We start from the raw sequence: 18,147 nt of genomic DNA, 5'->3' as shown, positions 1-18,147 counted from the left end.
CGGAGGCGACCGCACTCATTGTCTGGAGCACAGCATGACCACCGGCCCGTCAGCAGCTCACCCGAACGAACCCGCCATACCGATGGACCGGTCGTACGGCGATCCCGTCGGCGACCTGGTGCGCGCCGCCGTGGCCGACCGCCCCCTGGAGGACGTCGTCCACCTCATCACCCTGCTGGAACAGTCGCCCCAGTACGCGCAGGCCACCGGCGCCGCCCTGCGCGCGGTCGGCGTGGACCGGTCCGTGGAGGACGTCACCCGGCTCGTCGCCCTGCTGACCCGGCCGCCCAGGGATCCGGACAGCGCCGACGAGGCGATCCGGGCCGCCGCCGAGACACGTCCCATAGAGGACGTGACCCGGCTGGTGGCCCTGCTGAACCGGTCCGAACTGCAGCCCCACTGCGGTCAGGAGGCGGTGCGCGCGGCCGCGACCGGGCGCCCAGTGGAGGAACTCGTCGAACTGATCGGCCGGTTGGCGGTGGAGAGGCCCGAGCAACCGCCGTACGAGGCGCCCGGGTCGTACGAGTTCGCGGGCCGGCCGGAGCAGGAGACCGCGGGCCCGGACGTCTTCCCCGCCCCGCCGCCGCATCCCCCCGCGCGACGCCGGACCGCGAGGGTTCCGGCCTGGCCGGGCCGGCTGGCCGCCCTGGCGCTGCTGGTGTGCGGACTGCTCTGCTTCCCCGCGCACCGGGACGGGGCGTCGCTTCGGGTGTACGGCTTCGCCGTCGGCGTGTCGGCCCTGTGCGCCCTGCTGGCTCTGCTGCTGGCCATCCGGCCGGTCGTCGTGCTCCTCGCCCTGGCGGTGGTGGTACCGGCCGGGGTGGCCGCGGGCCAACTGCTCGACGGCCGCTTCCGCTCGGCGGGTCTGTCCCGGGCCCTGGAGCTTCCGCTCGCCCCGGCGTGGCTCGCCGGTACGGTCGCGGTGTGCGCGTCCCTGGCCGCGCTGACCGCACTCGTGGTGCGCCTCGCGGTGCCGGCACGGCCCGAGCGTGTGCTGGCGGAGCGGCCGTTGGCGGAGGCGGCCCGGTAGGCGACCCGACGTGGGCCCCGGCGGGTCCTCTCCTAGGCTGGCGCCATGAACCGAACCCAGCCCGCCGAAGTGCTGCGAGCCGCCTATGAGGCCTTCGCGGCCGTCGTACGCCTCCTCGGTGACGAGGAGTCCTGGCGGCCCACCGGCTGCGCGGGCTGGGCGGTGCGTGATCTGGTCTTCCACTGTGCAGGGGACGCCCAGCGCGCCCTGGTCGCCCTGCACACGCCCGGGACCGGACCGGCCGACCGGAACTCCGTGACCTACTGGCGGGACTGGGCGCCGGATCCCGTCGGCGCGGCGAACGGGCGGCGCTGGAACCGGGTGGGCGCCAGCATGTTCCTCGACTTCGGCCAGCTGCGCGACCTGTATCTGGAGACCGCGGCGGCCACCGTGTCCGCCGCCGCGGACACCCGGCCGGAGCTGCGGGTCGTCACCCAGGGACACGTCCTGACCGCAGGCGACCTCATGGTGACCCTCGCCGTCGAGGCCACCGTCCACCACCTCGACCTCCTCACCGGTCTGCCGGAGGCTCCCGGCCCGGCACCGGCCGGACTGGACGCGGTGCGCGCCACCCTCGACGGTCTCCTCGGCCGGCCCGTCCCGCTCGACTGGAGCGACCAGCACTACGCCCGAGCCGCCACGGGACGGACGCCGCTCACGGATGCGGAACGCCTCGCACTCGGGGCCGACGCGGAGCGTTTCCCGCTGTTCAGCTGATCTGCTGGTCCGAGTCGTCGTCAGGGGCCGGGGGCCGCCGAGGCCCCTTCCAGCGCCCGAACGTCCGGGACAACTGCTGCAACGGCGAGGTGGCCTGCGGATCGGCCGGGGGCAGTGGCGCCGGGGCGTTCTCGCGGTAGACGGCCAGCGCCTCGTTCGCCCGCTCGGCGGCCTCCCGGTACAGGTCCCGGGACTTCGTCATGGCCTCCAGCGCCTCGGCGTACATCGCCACCAGCGCGCGTGCCCGTTCGACTTCCTCAGCCGGCGTCAGCAGCTGCCACCGTTCGCGCAGCGCGGTGACGGCCGCCTCGGCGCCGTCGGGCAGCGGCTTCGGCATCGCGGCGTAGCGCGTCACGGTGGCGATCAGCTCGGTGGGCTCCGAGCCGTCGAGGAAGACACTGCGTACGGAGAAGTCCTGGCCGTCGTAGCCGGGCGGCACCGGCGTCCCGGGCAGCACCACGGCGCCGCCGCGCGGCACCTCCACGCCGAAGTCCTTCACGGCCCAGTTCAGGATCCGCAGCTGGTGCGGCTGCGCGCGGTGCTCGACGATCCGGTGGCGCAGGCTGGGCGGCAGCATGTCCGCCAGCGGACGGCGGCCCTTCTGGCCGGTGGTCATCGCCTCGTGGACGACGACATGCACGGCCCAGCTGCCGCGCACGGCCTGCCGCAGCAGCCGCCGTATGTCCTTGTCCTCCTCCGGCAGCACGCTCAGCTCGCGCAGGCGCAGGCCCGTGGCGGCGTCACGGTCCCAGAAGACGTCCTCGTCCTCGGGCCAGAACATGGTGGCGGGCGACGGCCAGCGCAGGTCCCACGGCTGTTCCGCCTCGGCCGCCAGCACCCAGTCCTGTCCGCCGCTCGACACCGGAGCCAGCGAGAGCCGGGCCCGGACGGTCACCTCGTCGGCGACCCGCCAGCGGGCCTCGAAGATCCGCTCCGGGGCGTCGCCGGTGTCGGAGGGCTCCTGGAAGTCGTCGAGGACCGCGCTCTCCTTGAGCCGCCCCAGACTTCGGCGCAGGACGTCGGTCGCGTCGGATCCGAGATGGCGGCCGTGGGCCAGCCAGACGGTGGAAGGTGCCGTGGAGTCTGCCGTGGGAGTGCGTGACATGGGTCCATCTGTGAGAGGGGGCGGTGCTTGCCACAGCCAAGTATCGTCGCCGCCGGCCCGTGCGGACCAGGCGGGGTCCGGCAGGCGGACAGGATGCCTGCGTACGGCCCGGGGGAGCGTGGACTCGCCCGGTCGTCGGAACGCGCGGCCGGTCCGGTCCCGGCGCGCACACGGGGCGCACATGCTCCGCACCGGACAACCGCCTTTCACCCGTGCCGAGTTCGGTGCTCGGCCGCCAGAATGACCTCTCGAGCAGGGCCCGCCCACCATCCGCTTCGGGGCGGGTCCTGCTCGCGCTCTCCGGCCCACTCCGCGTGTCGGCTCGCTGAATATATCGGTATCCGATATATTCTTGTTTCATGGCACCGAGGAACATGACACAGGCGGCGTTCTTCGTTCTGACCGCCCTCGCCGACCAGCCGCGGCACGGCTACGGCATCCTGCGCGAGGTCGAGGAACTGTCCGAGGGAGGCGTGCAGATGCGCGTCGGCACCCTCTACGGGGTACTGGACCGGCTGACCGCGGACGCACTGATCGTGCTGGACCGCGAAGAGGTGCAGCAGGGCAGGCTCAGGCGCTACTACCGCCTCACCGAAGAAGGCACCGCGGCCCTGGACGCCGAGGCGGAGCGGCTCGCCGCCGGAGCGAGCGCCGCGAAGGCGCGGATCGCCCAGGGACGGCGTACCCCCGGCAGCGCCCCCACGGGCCGCGGACTCGCCGGAGGTCTGGCATGACGACTCTGCTCGAGACCCGCTACCGCGCCGTCCTGCGCCTGCTCCCCGCCTATTACCGGCGCGAGCGCGAGGAGGAGATGGTCGAGACCTACCTCTGGGACGTCGACCCCGACGTCCAGGACCAGAGCCGGCCCACCCTCGGCGAGGTGGTGAGCGTCGCCGCGCTGGCCGTACGCAGCAGGCTCGGCGCGGGGAACGCGCCGCGCCGGTACGCCGTGCTCGGCTCGGCCGTCCGGCTCTTCGCGCTCTTCGCCGTCCTGCTCCAGGCGGCCTCCGCCGTGGTCGACCGGATCCTGGCCCTGACGTGGGCGACGACCAGCGGCGCGAACCAATGGGGCATCTTCCTGGGCGACTTCACCGGCCACGGCGTCCTCGCGGGTGCCGTCGAGCTCGCCCGGTGGGTTCTGCCGCTGCTGTGGACGGTCGCCTACTTCGCCCTGCTGCGCGACCACCGGCGCCTCGCCCAGGTGTCCGCGCTCGCAGCGGCCGTGCCAACGCTCTACCCGCTGGTCCAGATCTGGACCCTCGACTTCGCCCCCTCGGACTCCGCCTACGTCGTCGCCGCCGCGCTGCTGGCCTGGTCGTCGGCGCTGACCCTCTGCGCGTCCCACCACCGGGACGCGCCCCGGGCGACGCTGCCCGCCGGCACCCCCGGGCTGGTCTTCGCCGCCTCCTGTGTGCTGATGGGCGTGTCCATCGTGGCGCTGCCCGACGGGGCCGACACCGCCTGGGCCCCCGTCACCTGCTACCTCGTGGCGGCCCTCGCCTGGCTGCTGTACCGGGCCCGGAGTGCCGACCGCCTCCCGGTCGCAGGCGGCGCCGCCGCACTCGCGGCGCTCGGCCTGCTCCTCCTGGTGGTCCGGATCACCGCCGTCTACCCGTGGCTGGACGTCCTGCCCGGGACGCTGCGCGTGGGAGTCCTCGCCCAGGCGGCCGCCCTGGTGCTGCTGACCGCCGCGCTGGCCGTCGTGAGCGGACGCGATCTGCTCAGCCGTGGTAGGTGATGTACCCGTTGCCGTCCCGGTCGTCGGCGCTCGCGGTGTACGCGTGGGTGTCGGCGTGCGCGCCCGAGGGCTTGAAGAGGCGGATCGTGTCCTTGTCGTTGTTCCAGATGAAGTTGCAGTTGTTGCGGTAGACGACGTTGTTGGCGTCGGAGTCGGTGCCGCGGCCGCCGCGCAGCTTGACGTAGTCGCCGGGCTGGAGCGTGTGGTTCTTCGTGAACGTGAACTTGTTGGTGCTGGTGGAGTCCCTGACGACGTACCCCTTGAGGTTCACCGTCGCGGTCCGCGAGTAGTTCTTGATCGTCAGGTACTCCTCGTCGGTGTTGCCGGTGGCACAGTTGTTGGAGTCCCGGCCCGGGGCGTCGTACTGGACGCCCTTGATCTTGAGCGCCGACGAGTACTCGGTGGCGTGGGCCGGAACGGCGGTCAGCACGGTCAGCGCACCCGCGGCCGCGACGACGGCTATGTGTCCTCTGCGCATGGAAAAGCCCCCCTGTGAAGGTCTGGTGAAGAAGACCTGGAGCGTATACAACGTGGGGCACCAAGGGGGCTTTTCGGTTGAATCAGTAACCGACTCGGAATGTGGCGTCCTGCTGTTCCGTTGCTGTGGAGACCGGGTCGATGCGCAGGACGTAGTTGGAGTGCCGGATGTAGCGGGTCGGGTTGTTGTACGAGCGGAAGGACGCCCAGCTCGCGTCCGCGAGGCCCGCCGTACGGTAGAAGGTCGCGTCCCCGGCGAACGTCGACGTGCCGTCGTTCACGTCCAGTTGGAGCGCGTAGTTGTAGTGCCGCAGATAGCGGGTGGGGTAGTTGACCGACCGGAACGAGACCCCGGAGCTGTCGGCGAGACCCGGCACGAGGGTCCACAGCGAGTCCTTGTACGGCTCGACCGGGTACTCGTCGATCCGGCCCACGTAGTTGGAGTGCCGGACGTAACGGGCCGGGTAGTTGTAGGACTTGAGCCGGTTCCAGGCGGGCGTGCCCCACTTGGTGAGCAGGTTGCCGTACTCGGCCGTGGTGATCGTCGCGATGCCGCAGTGCTTGGAGTTGACCGGCTGGGTGTAGGTCTTCTGGTCCAGTGCGGTCCAGGCCCCGGTGGCCGGGCTGCTGGACTGCCAGGCGTAGAACACGCCGTTGGGGGTGTAGGTGTCTCCCCACAGCCACCAGGTGCTCGACGTCAGGGACTTCACGACGGTCGGCGCCTCGGTGCCACCGTGTGCCACACCCGCGCTGAACTCGGTGAAGCTGCCGGGGTTCAGGGAGGTGGAGCGGGCCGACACCAGCGTCTGGTTCTTCTTGAAGAAGAGGTAGTTGTAGCCGTTCACGCCCACGGCCATGTCGCCGTCGATGACGTCGTAGCCCGGGTCGAAGAAGACCTGCGGGGCCGAGGCGGTCACGAAGTCACTGGTGTAGTTCACCATGATCACGTTGTGGCCGCTGGAGTTCACCGAGGAGTAGATGACCGCGTACTGGCCCCGGCCCGCGTCCCAGAACGCCTCGGGCGCCCAGCTGTGGGTGGTCATGTCGTGCAGCTTCAGGCGCCGGTAGCCGGTGAAGGTGCGCAGGTCGGCGGAGTCCCAGACGTGGATGTACTGGCTGTTGTAGCTCCAGTCCGTGCCCTTGAGGTCGGTGGCGAGGACGACGAACGTGCCGTCCTGCTTGCGCATCAGGAACGGGTCGCGCAGGCCCAGTGCGCCGGCGGTGGGGGTGACCAGGGGGTTGTTCTGGTTGAGCGGCGTCCAGTTCAGCCCGTCGGGGCTGACCGCCAGGTGCAGGCCGTAGTCGGTGCCGTCGCCGAGGTTGGTCGACTCGGTGAAGTAGACCATCGCGTACGCCGAGTCGGCAGCGTGGGCCGTGCCGGAACCGAGGGTCAGGGCCAGGGGGACGGCGGCGGTCATGCCGAGAAGGCCACGGCGGGACAGGTGGGGGTGTGCGCTCATCTTGTTCTCCAAGGTGGCGTGCGGGGGCACCTCAATGACCGGTATTTCGAACGGAGTTCGGTAAATCGGTCAGAAAGTAGGGCCCTGGCCATGAGCGCGTCAATCGTCTTGCCGGTACTTTGTGATGTCTGTGCACCCGGGGCACGGTGACGTGCCCCGGGGCGGGTGGGTCAGCGCTGGGTGTAGATGAAGCCGATCTTGTCGACCTCGTCGCCGGCACGCCCGTGGAACCCGGCGATCTGCCAGCCGCTGGGAGCGGTGCGGGTCACACAGTCCGAGGTCGTGGCGCCGCCGGCCAGCGTGCGGCCGAGGTTGGTCGTGAACTTGGCGTAGAAGATCCGCGTGTGACCGTCCTTGTCGGCCTGGCAGAGGTTCGCCGTCGTCACGTACTCACCGCTGCCGAGCGTCAGGGAGGACGCGGTGCCGCCGGTGCCGCCGTGGGTGAGCGTGGTGCCGTTCGCCAGGGTCAGGCTCATCTGGTCGACCCGTGAACCGGCCCGCAGGCCGATGGTGGTGGCGCGGGCGCCGGCCGGGACGCTGTTGATGTCGTTGTAGTAGTCGCCGTGCGGACCGCCGTACTGGTCGCTGAGCTGGTAGGCGGCGCTGCGCGACCAGGTGAAGCCGACGGTGATCGGGTCGTGGTCGGAGAGCATGAGCCCGGCGTCGGTCAGGAACTTGGAGTGCTCGTTGTTGTACGACGTCGCGTTCAGCGAGACGAGCCTGCTGCTGCGGTAGAGGACCTTGTCCACGACCTCGCAGGTGTTGGGGACGGTGGTCCCCGTCTGGTCGCAGACCAGCGCGTCGCTGCCCTTGGCGGGCGCGCTGCCACCGCGGATCAGCTTGACCCAGGCGTCGGTGAGGCCGTTGGCGGCGCCGAACTCGGCGATGGTGTCGGCGCTGCGGGTGTAACGGGTGTTGGTGTCGCCCATGACCACGACGGCGTTGCCGGCCGAGTGGCTGTTGATGAAGGCGGTGAGCTGGCTGAGGTTGTCGGCGCGGGAGGCCTCGTCGCCGTCGTTGGTGCCCGCGTTGGTGTGCAGGTTGTAGAAGTCGACGTACACCCCTTCGGCGAGGCGCTCGCGCATGAAGGTGAAGCCCTTGGGGGTCAGGCAGTCGCCCGAGTCGATCTGGCACGAGTTCCAGTGCACACGCTCGAAGTCGTCCTCGTCGTACGGGAGTTTGGAGAGCGTGTTCAGCCCGCTGCCGATCCCGGCGCCACCGCTGGTGGGGGTGCGGTAGGCGTGGTTCGTGTCGCCCGCGTAGAGGTAGGAGTGGTAGTTGAAGTCCTCCTCCACGTGGACGATGTCGTACGGCGCTATGCGCTGGCCGATCGCCGTGGTGCTGGTGTCGCGCGGGGTCGACGCGCTGGAGATGGCCGAGGGCAGGCCGGCCACGTTGTAGGTGAGGACGTTGAAGCTGCCCGAGTCGGCCGCCGAGGCGGACGGGGCCGCCACGGTGAGTCCGCCGAGAACGGCGGTGGTCGCCGCCAGAGCGGCGAAGAGTCTGCGCATGGGGAGTGTCTCCTGACGGAGTGGCGCGGGTGAGTGGTGCGAGCGGGAGAGAAGTTACCGGCGGTCATCCCATGTTGTCGCGGTCTCGCGCGTATCTGGATCGTCAATTTGCCCAAGACCCAACGACGTTGGAGCCCCGCGCTCGCCGCCGTTCATCTCTGCGTCACGCGCCGTGGCTGAATCTCGGCCCCGCGGACGCCGTGGCTCCAGATCAATAAGAGTTGTGGAATTCCTGCGCGGCATATCTGTCTACGATATGAAGATCGTACGGAGAGGGAACGCGCGTGAGTGAACCACCAGTCCTCGTCTGCCCGGAATGCGGGGCGCCCAGGGCGGCGGACGGCACTCCTTCCTGCTCCTGCGCGCACCGCGCCTCCGAGGCCCACCTGGAGTCCCGTACGGCCGAGGCGGCCGCCGCTGAGGACTTCGATCCGGTGCGCATACGGCCGTTCGTGGAGGTCGGCGACGAACCGGCGGAGCCGGAACGGCCGGAGGAGGCAGGGGAGTTGACTGAAACTCCCCTGCTGTCCACGACAGTGGTGCGGAGCGACGACCCGCCGCTCGACGAGCCGCCTGCGGGCCTTACGGCCTCCGACGCCCCGGACCGCCGTAAGTGGCGGACCGTGCTCATCGCCGGGGTGGCGGCGGCCGTTGCCGTCCTGCTGGTGGGCGGATTCGTCAGCGGGCTCTTTCGCTATGACAGCCCGGTGCGGGACGGTTCCGTGGCCGGCGGCGTGCGGGCCGGCGTCCCGGAGGAGCCGCCCGCCTCGGGTACGCCGTCCACTACGGCCTCATCTCCTTTGGTGACCCCGACCCGGTCGTCCGCATCGCCCTCCTCCTCGCCGAGCGCGGAGCCGAGTGGCAGTGTCTCCCCGACGGGCACCACCACTCCCGTCGGAAGCCCGTCCAGCGTCGCCGCCACCGCCACCGCCGCACCGGGGCCGACCGCCTCGAACAGCCGGCCCCCCGTCCTCCGCCTCGGTGACCAGGGGCCCGAGGTCGTCGAACTCCAGCTCCGCCTGCGGCAGATCGGCATCTACGAGGGTGACGCCGACGGCGACTTCGACCGGGACGTCGAGAGCGCGGTCCGCTCCTATCAGGTCACCCGCCTGCTCCTTCAGGACGAGTCCGGCGTCTATGGCGCGGAGACACGGGCCTCGCTCGAATCGGAGACCTCGCAGCCGTGACGGCCGGAAACTACCTCCGGTGGCCGTCGGACGGATGCGCCCGGTCGTAGGGGCGCGGGTAGGCGGCGGGGGTGAAGGCGAGGTAGCGGGCCGGGGACGCGGGATCGGCCTCGGTGGCACGGGAGTTGAGATTGATGGGATCAATTCCCCGCCAGTGGCCCGTCCTGATCCGGTCCTCCAGGGCATGCAGGGCGGCGATCTGCTCGCCGGGGCTGAACGTGCAGTGGCCCGCGTTGTCGACATAGCGCTGACGCAGCAGCCCCGTCGAGCCCGCGGCCGTCGAGGTCCGCAGGTAGGCGCTCTCGGACTGCACCGGGATCAGGGCGTCACCGGTCGTGTGGATGTTCAGTTGGGGCCTGCTGAGGCGACCGGTGAAGGAGCTCGTCCGGCTCATCCAGTCGACCGCGTTCACGTCAGCACGGGTGCGTGGAGCCTTGTCGAGGGTGGAGAGATCGGACCTGAGGGAGAGTCCCGCCTTCGCGTACAGCTCCTGGACCTCTTTGCGGTAAGGGGAGTTGCGGAGCATGGCGCGGTAGTCGACCCCGGTGTTCCACGACATGGTGCCGCCCGCCCGGGACTCGGCCTCCTGACGCCAGACGAAGGCGGGGAACCTCACCAGCCCGACGACGGCCTGGTACTGACCGGACTGCTGGGCGTCCCAGTCGGTGGGCGCGGGCCGCGGCTGTGCGGGGTCGTTCCAGCCGGGGATGTTGTGCAGGGCCGCGGCGAGCGCGATGCGGGCCCGGCCGCCCGCGGTGCCCTGTGCTCCGGCGACGACGGCCGTCATGGCGTCGGACGCCTCGGTCGCGGCGACTCGGTCCGGAAACCCGGTCAGGCGGATGGCGGAGCCGGGTGCGAGGAGGGTCTTCAGCGCGAAGACCGGGTCCAGTGTGCTGTTCCAGTTGGCGACACCGCCCTGGACCAGCCCGCACATGGACAGCGAACCGGCGAGACGGGACGCGTGACGCTCCGCCAGGGTGGTGGTGACCAGGCCGCCGTACGAGGTGCCCCAGGCGATGGTCCGTGCGGCGCGGCCGAAGCGGGCGCCGAACGCGTCGAGGGTGGCGAGCTGGTCGGGCACGGCCTCGGTGACCGCCCATCCGGTGGTGGCGTACGAGGACCCGATCAGGGCGTAACCCTCGTTCAGCAGCAGGGACTTCGTGGCGTCGTCGGGGGCGTTGCGGGCCGGGTTGGGGGCACCGGCGGGCGTGTAGCCGTGGCTGTAGAGCAGGACCGTGCCGTTCCAGTCGGCCGGTACGTCCATGAGATAGGTCGCACCCGACGGCAGACTGCCTTCGACGTGAACGTCCGTGGCGGCGTGGGCGCTTGGGGCCACGGGGGTGACGAGCAGCAGTGCGGCGACGGCGACGACCGCGCGGGTGCGGATGCGGGGCTTCACGAGGTAGGGGCTCCTTCGGCGCGGTCCGTCTTTGATTCGGTCGGGGGCGCTGACACCGCGAAGGTAGGCGTGTACATTGCGGGCGTCAATGATGTGCACAACATCAATGGGCGGGTCGTGAGGTGTTCTGCCGCCCCGTCAGGAGAGCCCCATGCGAAGGCACTTTCTCGGACTCGCCGTTGCGGTCGTGACCCTCGCGGGCGCCGCCGGATGCGGATCGTCGGACTCCGGCAGCGGCGGCACCTCGTCCGCGAGCGGAGCGAAGAAGACACAGGTCACGGTCGGGGTCATCCCCATCGTCGACGTGGCGCCGCTCTACCTGGGGCAGAAGAAGGGGTACTTCGCCAGTCGCGGGATCGAGCTGAAGATGGTGACCGCGCAGGGCGGCGCGGCGATCATCCCCGGGGTGGTGAGCGGACAGTTCCAGTTCGGCTTCAGCAACACCACGTCCCTGATGCTCGCGCAGACCAAGGGCGTTCCCGTGAAGTCCGTGGTCAACGGGGCCGCGTCCAACGGCAAGGTGGGGGCCGACGTCACCGGCGTCCTGGTGAAGAAGGACAGCCCCGTGAAGTCGGCGAAGGACCTGGCCGGACACACGGTCGCCGTCAACACGCTCCAGAACATCGGGGACACCACGGTCCGTGAGTCGGTGCGCAAGGACGGCGGCGACCCGGCGAAGGTCAAGTTCGTCGAGATCCCCTTCGACCAGATGCCGGCCGCACTGGACGGCGGTCGCGTGGACGCCGCCTGGATGGGCGAGCCGGCCCAGACCGTGGCCAAGGCGCAGGGCGCCCGGGTCATCGCCTCGCCCTTCGCCGAGACCGACCCGAAACTGACCGTCGCGACCTACTTCACCTCGGCGAAGATCGTGCAGCAGGACCCCGCGCTGGTGAAGAACTTCACCGACGCCATGACCGAGTCGCTCCAGTACGCCACCGGCCATCCGGACGAGGCCCGGCAGATCCTCACCACCTACACCAAGATCAGCGGCGATGTGCTGACCGGGCTCATCCTCCCCAGCTGGCCGGCCCAGGTCGACACGGCCTCCCTGGAGAAGCTCGCCGCCCTCGGTGAGGAGGACGGCATCTTCAGCGGGAAGAAGCCGGACATCCAGACACTGTTCGGCTGACGGACTCAGGCCTTGGGGCGCCGGCCGCTGCGCCGAGGGGCGGGCTCGGAGCCACCGAGCAGTTCACGGCGGCGCTCCTCGCCGTGCTCCTCCACCTGGAGGACGACCTGCCGGAGGCCCTCCGCCAGCCCCCGGCACTCGGCGTCGTCGAGACCGGCCGTCACAAAGGCCTCCTCCTCGTTGAACGCCGGGAACACCCGCTGCATCAGCTCCTCGCCCTGCGCGGTGAGACGGAGCAGTACCAGGCGCCCGTCGGTGGGATGACCGGAGCGGCTCAGCAGTCCGCGCGACTCCAGGGTCCGTGAGACCCCGGTGAGCGTGCCTTTGGAGATCCCGGCCTCCTCCGCCACGTGCCGGGTCTCCGACTCGCCCCACACCCAGACGACCCACAGCACGACGAACGCCGTCCAGGTCAGGTCGGAACCGCGCAGCACGGAGTTCTCCAGGTGCTGGCGCACCGCGGAGGCAGCACGGTAGATGTTCGCCACGGCAGCCATCTGGTCCCGGCGGATCGAGAAGCCGCCGAGCTTCTCCGCCGCGAGCTTCTCGGCTTGGGTGATGGATCGCTGGCCGGGCACGGGCGGCTCCTTCGTCTGGCGCAGGTCGTTCGGGCTCAAATTCTAGTGGGGGTCCCGCTCGGCCCAGAGGTCCGCGTCCCAGTCCAGGAGCCGGACGATGTCCTCGGCGGAGGCCCGGGAAGCGGCCGAGGGGGTGTGGGTGCCCCGGGAGATGTTGCCGCTGACGGTGATGTTGTGTTCCACGCGGGGGCGGCGGAGCGTCTCGTAGAGGACGAGCGCGGCATCGGTGTCCGGCGCGTCCCGCAGGGACTTGGCGAGGGCGACGGCGTCCTCCAGCGCCATCGAGGCGCCCTGGCCGGTCGCCGGGGAGGCCGCGTGGGCGGCGTCGCCGATGAGCAGGGTCCGTCCGGAGCGCCACGGGGTGCCGGTGGGGATCTCGGTGGCGTTGGTGACCATCAGGTCGTCGTCGGTGGCCGCGACGATGCCCGCGGCCGGGCCGGCGTCCTTGCGCAGCAGCGGCAGCAGCCGCTCACGCAGGTCGGCGGGCGTCCCCTGGGCCAACTCCTCGGCGGACAGCGGGTCGCCGGTCACCCGGGCGAACCAGTACGTCTCGCCGTCGGGTGACATCGTGCAGCCGAAGGCGGCCCCGCTGCCGCGGACCATCGTGATGCACGCGTCCGGGCCGGAAGGGGCAGCGGCGCGCGTGTAGCCGTAGAAGACGTACTGGCCGGCGTGGACCGGCTGGGTCCCGGGTGCGAACGACCGCCGTACGGCCGAGTTCAGGCCGTCGGCGCCGATCAGCAGGTCGCCCTTCGCGGTGGTGCCGTCGGCGAAGTGCGCGGTGACACCGTCGGGGCCGTCCTCGACGGAGGCGAACCGGGCACCGTGCCGGACGGTGATGCCCCGGCATGCGGCCTCGGCCTGAAGCGCGGTGTTGAGGTCGCCGCGGCGCAGGCACCGGTAGCGCAGGAGCGGGTCGGAGGTCTCGCCCATGGGTGCGTGCGCCACCTCGGTCCCGGTGTCGTCCAGGACCCGCAGCGAGGTCAGCGGGAAACCGATCGCGGTGACCGCCGCGGACGCGTCGAACTGGGCGAGGGCACGCATGCCGTTGCTCGCCAGGGTGAGGAACGCGCCGATGTCCTCGGCCGAGTCCGGATGGGCCTCGTGCACGGCGACCTCGATGCCCGCCTTGTGCAGCGCCAGAGCCGTCGCCGTACCGGCGATACCGCCGCCGATGACCAGTACGCGTGCCACACCCACCCCGTTCGTCCCCGTTCGCCCGCACGGTCGTACGGACAGGGAGGGAACGACCGGGTGGCGGCGAGGGTTCCGTGAAACGCGCGACGCCGGTCGTGCCGCCCTTGAAGGGCCTGTGGCACGACCGGCGTCGCGTTCGGATCAGGCGCCGCTCGCGCGGAGCATGTCCTCGCGCTCGACGAGCTTCACGCGCTCGCGGCCCTGGGGCTCGCCCAGCGCCTTCTCGGCGGCGTCCAGCTTGTACCAGCCCTCCCAGGTGGTGAAGCGGACGTTCCGCTCGGCGAGGAACGCGTCCACGGCCTCCGGCTCGGGCGAACCGGGGCTCTGGAGGCGGTCGTTCGCGAAGTCGTCCAGGAGGTTGGCGACCGTCTCGTTGGCGTCGCCCTTGGTGTGGCCGATGAGACCCACCGGGCCGCGCCGGATCCAGCCGGTGACATACGTCGACCGGAGGTGCTCGCCGCTCTCCTGCAGGACCCGGCCGCCCTCGTCCGGGACCGTGCCCGAGTCGATGTCCCAGGGAAGCTTGGGGAGTTTGTCGGAGAGGTAGCCGACCGCGCGGTAGACCGCGGTGACGTCCCAGTCCTTGAACTCGCCGGTGCCCTTGACGTTGCCGGTGCCGTCGAGGGCGGTGCGCTCGGTGCGCAGGCCGACGACCTGGCCGTCCTCGCCGAGGATCTCGGTGGGCGACTCGAAGAAGTGCAGGAACAGCTTGTGCGGGCGGTCGCCGACGTCGCGGATCGCCCAGTTCTCCAGGGTCTTGGCGACCATGTCGGCCTGCTTGTTGCCGCGCCGGGTCTCGATCGAGCCCTCGTCGTAGTCGATGTCCTCGGGGTCGACGATGACCTCGATGTTGGGGGAGTGGTCCAGCTCCCGCAGCTCCATCGGGGAGAACTTCGCCTGCGCCGGGCCGCGGCGGCCGAAGACGTGGACCTCCAGCGCCTTGTTGGCCTTCAGGCCCTCGTGGACGTTCGGCGGGATCTCCGTCGGCAGCAGCTCCTCGGCCGTCTTGGCGAGGATGCGCGCCACGTCCAGGGCGACGTTGCCGACGCCGAGCACCGCGACCTTCTCGGCCTCAAGCGGCCAGGTGCGCGGCACGTCCGGGTGGCCGTCGTACCAGGACACGAAGTCGGCGGCGCCGTACGAGCCGTCGAGCTCGATGCCCGGTATGCGCAGCTCGCGGTCGGCTGTCGCGCCCGTGGAGAAGATCACCGAGTCGTAGAACGCGCGCAGGTCGTCCAGGCTGATGTCGGCCGGGTAGTCGACGTTGCCGAACAGTCGGATCTGCGGCTTGTCGAGCACCTGGTGCAGGGCCGTGATGATGCCCTTGATCCGGGGGTGGTCCGGGGCCACGCCGTAACGGATCAGTCCGAACGGGGCCGGCATCCGCTCGAAGAGGTCGATGGACACACCGGGTTCGGCGGCCACACCGGACTTGAGCAGCGCGTCGGCGGCGTAGATCCCGGCGGGGCCGGCTCCGACGATGGCTACCCGCAGGGGGCGGGGCATGATCAGGTTCCCTTCGAGCGACGACAGATCAACTCGGGGGAAGCCTAAGCTAAGGCAAGCCTAAGTCGGTACGCGGGTCCGGTCTATGGACTCATAAGATCGGCTTATGGGCAATCGAGGGTTCGACGCCGCTCAGGGCAGCGGCTGTTCCGCCCAGATCACCTTGCCCGCCGGTGTGTACCGCGTCCCCCAGCGCTCGCTCAGCTGGGCCACCAGGAACAGTCCGCGCCCGCCCTCGTCGGTCATCGCCGCGTACCGCAGATGCGGCGAGGTGCTGCTGCTGTCGAAGACCTCGCAGATCAGGGTGCGGTCGTACAGCACGCGGACGTGGATGGGGTCGCCGCCGTAGCGGATCGCGTTGGTGACGAGTTCGCTCAGCACCAACTCCGTGGTGAACGCGAGATCGTCCAGGTCCCAGCGGGCCAACTGCCGGGACACCGCCGCCCGGACGTCCGAGACGGCCGCCGGGTCTGCGGGGACCTGCCACTCCGCGATCCGGTCGGCGGCGAGCGCCCGGGTACGGGCCACGATCAGGGCGATGTCGTCGGCGGCCCGGGTCGGCGGCCGCGCGTCGAGCACGGCCCGGCAGGTGTCCTCGGGCGAGGGGCCGGCCTGTTCCAGCGCCGTGCGCAGCAGTTCCAGGCCCACGTCGATGTCGCGTTCCCGGTCCTCCACGAGGCCGTCCGTGTAGAGCACCAGACGGCTGCCCTCGGCCAGTTCCAGGTCGGCCGTCTCGAACGGCAGACCGCCGAGGCCCAGCGGTGGACCGGCGGGCACGTCCGGGTACTCGACGCTGCCGTCGGGGCGGATGAGGGCGGGCGGCGGATGACCGGCGCGGGCGATTGTGCACAGCCGCGACACCGGGTCGTAGACGGCGTACAGGCAGGTCGCGCCCGTGACGGGGGAGTTGTCGCTCTCCTCGGCCTCGTCCTGGTCGATGCGCGCGACCAACTCGTCCAGGAGGGCGAGCAGTTCGTCGGGCGGCAGATCGAGGGCGGAGAAGTTGTGCACCGCCGTGCGCAGTCGCCCCATCGTGGCTGCCGCGTGCAGCCCGTGCCCCACGACGTCACCGACCACGAGCGCGACCCGCGCACCGGACAGCGGCAGTACGTCGAACCAGTCGCCGCCCACCCCCGCCTGCGCGGGCAGGTATTTGTAGGCGATGTCCAGGGCGTCCTGCTCGGGCAGCCGACGCGGCAGCAGACTGCGCTGCAGGGTCACCGCCATGGTGTGCTCGCGGGTGTAGCGGCGGGCGTTGTCGATGGAGACCGCGGCCCGGGTGACGAGCTCCTCGGCGAGGACGACCTCCTCGGTGTCGAAGGGCTGGGGCTTCTCCGAACGCCAGAAGCTGACCGTGCCCAGGACCAGACTGCCGGCCCGCAGCGGGACGGTGATCAACGAGTGGATGCCGTACCCCACGACCTTGGCGGAGCGCTCCAGGTCCTGCGCGCGCCACCCGGACGCCTCCGCGAGGTGGGCCTCCAGGACGGCCCGGCCGCTGCTGATGCCGCGGCTCTGGGGAGCGGAGTCGACCAGGGGGATCTTCTCGCCGACCTGGTACAGCGGGGCGTCCTTGCGGATCCCGCTGAGCGCGGTGCGGCGCAGCGTGGTCGCCGCCTCGGGCTGACCGCCGCTGAGCACCGCGTCGAACAGGTCGACCGTGACGAAGTCCGCGAACCGCGGCACGGCCAGCTCCGCCAGTTCCTCGGCGGTGCGGGTGACGTCCAGGCTCGTGCCGATGCCCATTGTGGCGTCGTAGAGGATGTCCAGGCGCTCACGGGCCGCCTCGGCACGCCCGGACAGGGCACGCAGTTCGGTCGAGTCGCGCAGCGTGGCGACGCTGCCCGGGGGGCCGCCCTGGATGTCCGTGGGCCGCTGGTTGACCGCCAGGAGCCGGTCCTTGACGCGGTGCACCTCGTCGGTGGCCACGCGCCCGGAGGCCAGCAGCCCGGCGGTGTCGGCGGGCAGCGCCAGGTCGAGCACGTGCCGGCCCTCGGCGTCGGCGGGCAGGTCGAGCAGCCGGTGGGCCTCGTCGTTGGCGAGCAGCAGCCGGCCCTCGCCGTCGACGATGAGGACACCTTCCCGTACGGCGTGCAGGACCGCGTCGTGGTGCTCGTACATGCGGGTCATCTCGTGCGGGCCCAGACCGTGCGTCTGACGGAGCAGCCGTCGGCTGACCAGCGCGGTACCCAGCGTGGCGAGGATCAGGGCCACGGCGGCCGCCGTCAGGAGCAGCGGCAGCTGCTGGTTGGCGGTGCCGCCCACCTTGGCGGTGGTGATGCCGGCCGACACCAGGCCCACGACCTTGCCGTCGGCCGCCTTGATCGGGACGACGGCCTGCACGAGCGGTCCGATGGTGCCGGTGATGTCCTCGGTCACGACGTGCCCGGCCAGCGCGTCCGTGATGTCCCCGACGAACTTCTTGCCGATACGGTCCGGCTTGGGGTGGGTGTACCGGATGCCGTCGGTGTTCATGACGACGATGAAGTCCACCTCGGTCGCCACCCGGGCCGCCTCGGCGCGTGGCTGGAGCACCGCCGAGGGGTCGGGGCTGCTGAGGGCCGCCACGGTGCCCGGGGCGTTGGCGAAGGCCTGGGCCACGGCGACGGAACGGTTGCGGGCCTCCACCGTGCTGTCGTGCCGCACCTGGAGCACCAGCGCCCCCACCGCGGCCACGACCAGCAGAAGGACGATCACGACCTGGAGGACGAACACCTGTCCGGCCATGTTGCGCCCGCCGAGTGCCGCCCGCAGGGCCCCCTGCCCCCGCCGCGTCCGGCTCGCGTCGCGCTCCACCCGCGTGGGTGAACTGCCCTGAGCCGGGCCCTCGTTCCGGTCGTGAGCGCGGTCGGGTGTCTGCGGTGGGCGGGGGCCGCCGGGGCGACGGGCCGACCCGCCCCCGGAGCGGCCCAGGAGTCGGACCATGTGCCCATGTCTACACTGCCGGGCCTCAGGAGGCGAGGGGCGTCACACGGTGTGACAGAACGACGACAGACCCTCCCCGGAACGCCCCCGATTTCACCCCGGCCCGGTGCTTCCCGCGACGACCACGGGGACGACGACGGACATGGTGACCGGGTGTCCGCCGGGCTACGGGGTCGCGCTGCGGGTGG

General features: G+C 71.1%; 15 protein-coding genes. 6 read left to right on the top strand and 9 right to left on the bottom strand.

Going from position 1 to position 18,147, the window contains the following annotated elements; all coding sequences use genetic code 11:
* Positions 1-34: 34 nt before the first annotated feature.
* Both ACFYRX_RS05690 and ACFYRX_RS05685 read left to right on the top strand, forming a co-directional pair.
* Positions 35-1,030 carry a hypothetical protein gene (locus tag ACFYRX_RS05690; RefSeq protein ID WP_389097030.1) on the top strand — a complete coding sequence of 332 codons (996 nt, stop codon included), beginning with the start codon at positions 35-37 and terminating at the stop codon, positions 1,028-1,030.
* A gap of 45 nt (positions 1,031-1,075) precedes the next feature.
* A complete protein-coding gene (locus ACFYRX_RS05685; protein WP_389097028.1) occupies positions 1,076-1,747 on the top strand; it encodes a maleylpyruvate isomerase N-terminal domain-containing protein in 672 nt (223 codons plus the stop codon).
* Here ACFYRX_RS05685 and ACFYRX_RS05680 read toward each other — a convergent pair.
* A complete protein-coding gene (locus ACFYRX_RS05680; RefSeq protein WP_389097026.1) occupies positions 1,740-2,852 on the bottom strand; it encodes a hypothetical protein in 1,113 nt (370 codons plus the stop codon). The genes ACFYRX_RS05685 and ACFYRX_RS05680 overlap by 8 nt on opposite strands.
* A 374-nt stretch (positions 2,853-3,226) precedes the next feature.
* Between ACFYRX_RS05680 and ACFYRX_RS05675 the strand changes: the two genes are divergently transcribed.
* A complete protein-coding gene (locus tag ACFYRX_RS05675) occupies positions 3,227-3,586 on the top strand; it encodes a PadR family transcriptional regulator (RefSeq protein ID WP_389097569.1) in 360 nt (119 codons plus the stop codon).
* Positions 3,583-4,590, top strand: a complete 1,008-nt coding sequence (locus ACFYRX_RS05670) for a hypothetical protein (protein WP_389097024.1) — start codon at positions 3,583-3,585, stop codon at positions 4,588-4,590. The genes ACFYRX_RS05675 and ACFYRX_RS05670 overlap by 4 nt, the downstream gene beginning before the upstream one ends.
* Here ACFYRX_RS05670 and ACFYRX_RS05665 read toward each other — a convergent pair.
* The 3 genes from ACFYRX_RS05665 to ACFYRX_RS05655 all read right to left on the bottom strand — a co-directional run bounded on the left by ACFYRX_RS05665 (position 4,574) and on the right by ACFYRX_RS05655 (position 8,038).
* Positions 4,574-5,068, bottom strand: a complete 495-nt coding sequence (locus ACFYRX_RS05665; protein WP_389097022.1) for a lamin tail domain-containing protein — start codon at positions 5,066-5,068, stop codon at positions 4,574-4,576. The genes ACFYRX_RS05670 and ACFYRX_RS05665 overlap by 17 nt on opposite strands.
* An 82-nt stretch (positions 5,069-5,150) precedes the next feature.
* Positions 5,151-6,527: a glycoside hydrolase family 43 protein gene (locus ACFYRX_RS05660; protein WP_389097020.1), complete on the bottom strand. Its 1,377-nt coding sequence runs from the start codon at positions 6,525-6,527 to the stop codon at positions 5,151-5,153.
* A 170-nt stretch (positions 6,528-6,697) separates the two neighbouring features.
* Positions 6,698-8,038, bottom strand: a complete 1,341-nt coding sequence (locus ACFYRX_RS05655) for a jacalin-like lectin (protein WP_389097019.1) — start codon at positions 8,036-8,038, stop codon at positions 6,698-6,700.
* A gap of 284 nt (positions 8,039-8,322) precedes the next feature.
* Between ACFYRX_RS05655 and ACFYRX_RS05650 the strand changes: the two genes are divergently transcribed.
* Positions 8,323-9,225 (top strand): peptidoglycan-binding protein, encoded by a 903-nt coding sequence (locus ACFYRX_RS05650; protein WP_389097018.1) that lies wholly within the window; start codon positions 8,323-8,325, stop codon positions 9,223-9,225.
* A 10-nt stretch (positions 9,226-9,235) separates the two neighbouring features.
* Here ACFYRX_RS05650 and ACFYRX_RS05645 read toward each other — a convergent pair whose 3' ends face one another.
* Positions 9,236-10,624 carry an alpha/beta hydrolase family protein gene (locus tag ACFYRX_RS05645; protein WP_389097016.1) on the bottom strand — a complete coding sequence of 463 codons (1,389 nt, stop codon included), beginning with the start codon at positions 10,622-10,624 and terminating at the stop codon, positions 9,236-9,238.
* Between the two features lie 151 nt (positions 10,625-10,775).
* Here ACFYRX_RS05645 and ACFYRX_RS05640 point away from each other — a divergent pair, with 151 nt between their 5' ends.
* Positions 10,776-11,753 carry an ABC transporter substrate-binding protein gene (locus ACFYRX_RS05640; RefSeq protein WP_389097014.1) on the top strand — a complete coding sequence of 326 codons (978 nt, stop codon included), beginning with the start codon at positions 10,776-10,778 and terminating at the stop codon, positions 11,751-11,753.
* A gap of 5 nt (positions 11,754-11,758) precedes the next feature.
* Here ACFYRX_RS05640 and ACFYRX_RS05635 read toward each other — a convergent pair whose 3' ends face one another.
* The 4 genes from ACFYRX_RS05635 to ACFYRX_RS05620 form a co-directional block, all read right to left on the bottom strand.
* Positions 11,759-12,331, bottom strand: coding sequence for a MarR family winged helix-turn-helix transcriptional regulator (locus tag ACFYRX_RS05635; RefSeq protein ID WP_389097013.1), 573 nt, complete (start codon positions 12,329-12,331; stop codon positions 11,759-11,761).
* 42 nt (positions 12,332-12,373) lie between these two features.
* Complete coding sequence (locus ACFYRX_RS05630; protein ID WP_389097011.1) at positions 12,374-13,525, bottom strand: FAD-dependent oxidoreductase; 1,152 nt, start codon at positions 13,523-13,525, stop codon at positions 12,374-12,376.
* Between the two features lie 144 nt (positions 13,526-13,669).
* Entirely contained in the window at positions 13,670-15,034 is a 1,365-nt protein-coding gene (locus ACFYRX_RS05625; protein WP_389097010.1) for an FAD-dependent oxidoreductase, read from the bottom strand.
* 132 nt (positions 15,035-15,166) lie between these two features.
* Positions 15,167-17,959 (bottom strand): SpoIIE family protein phosphatase, encoded by a 2,793-nt coding sequence (locus ACFYRX_RS05620; RefSeq protein WP_389097008.1) that lies wholly within the window; start codon positions 17,957-17,959, stop codon positions 15,167-15,169.
* Between the last annotated feature and the right edge of the window lie 188 nt (positions 17,960-18,147).

Source organism: Streptomyces sp. NPDC005374, from assembly GCF_042872225.1.
Taxonomy (GTDB): Bacteria; Actinomycetota; Actinomycetes; order Streptomycetales; family Streptomycetaceae; genus Streptomyces.
Note: the sequence above shows the minus strand (reverse complement) of the source record. Positions and strands in the feature narration are given on the sequence as shown.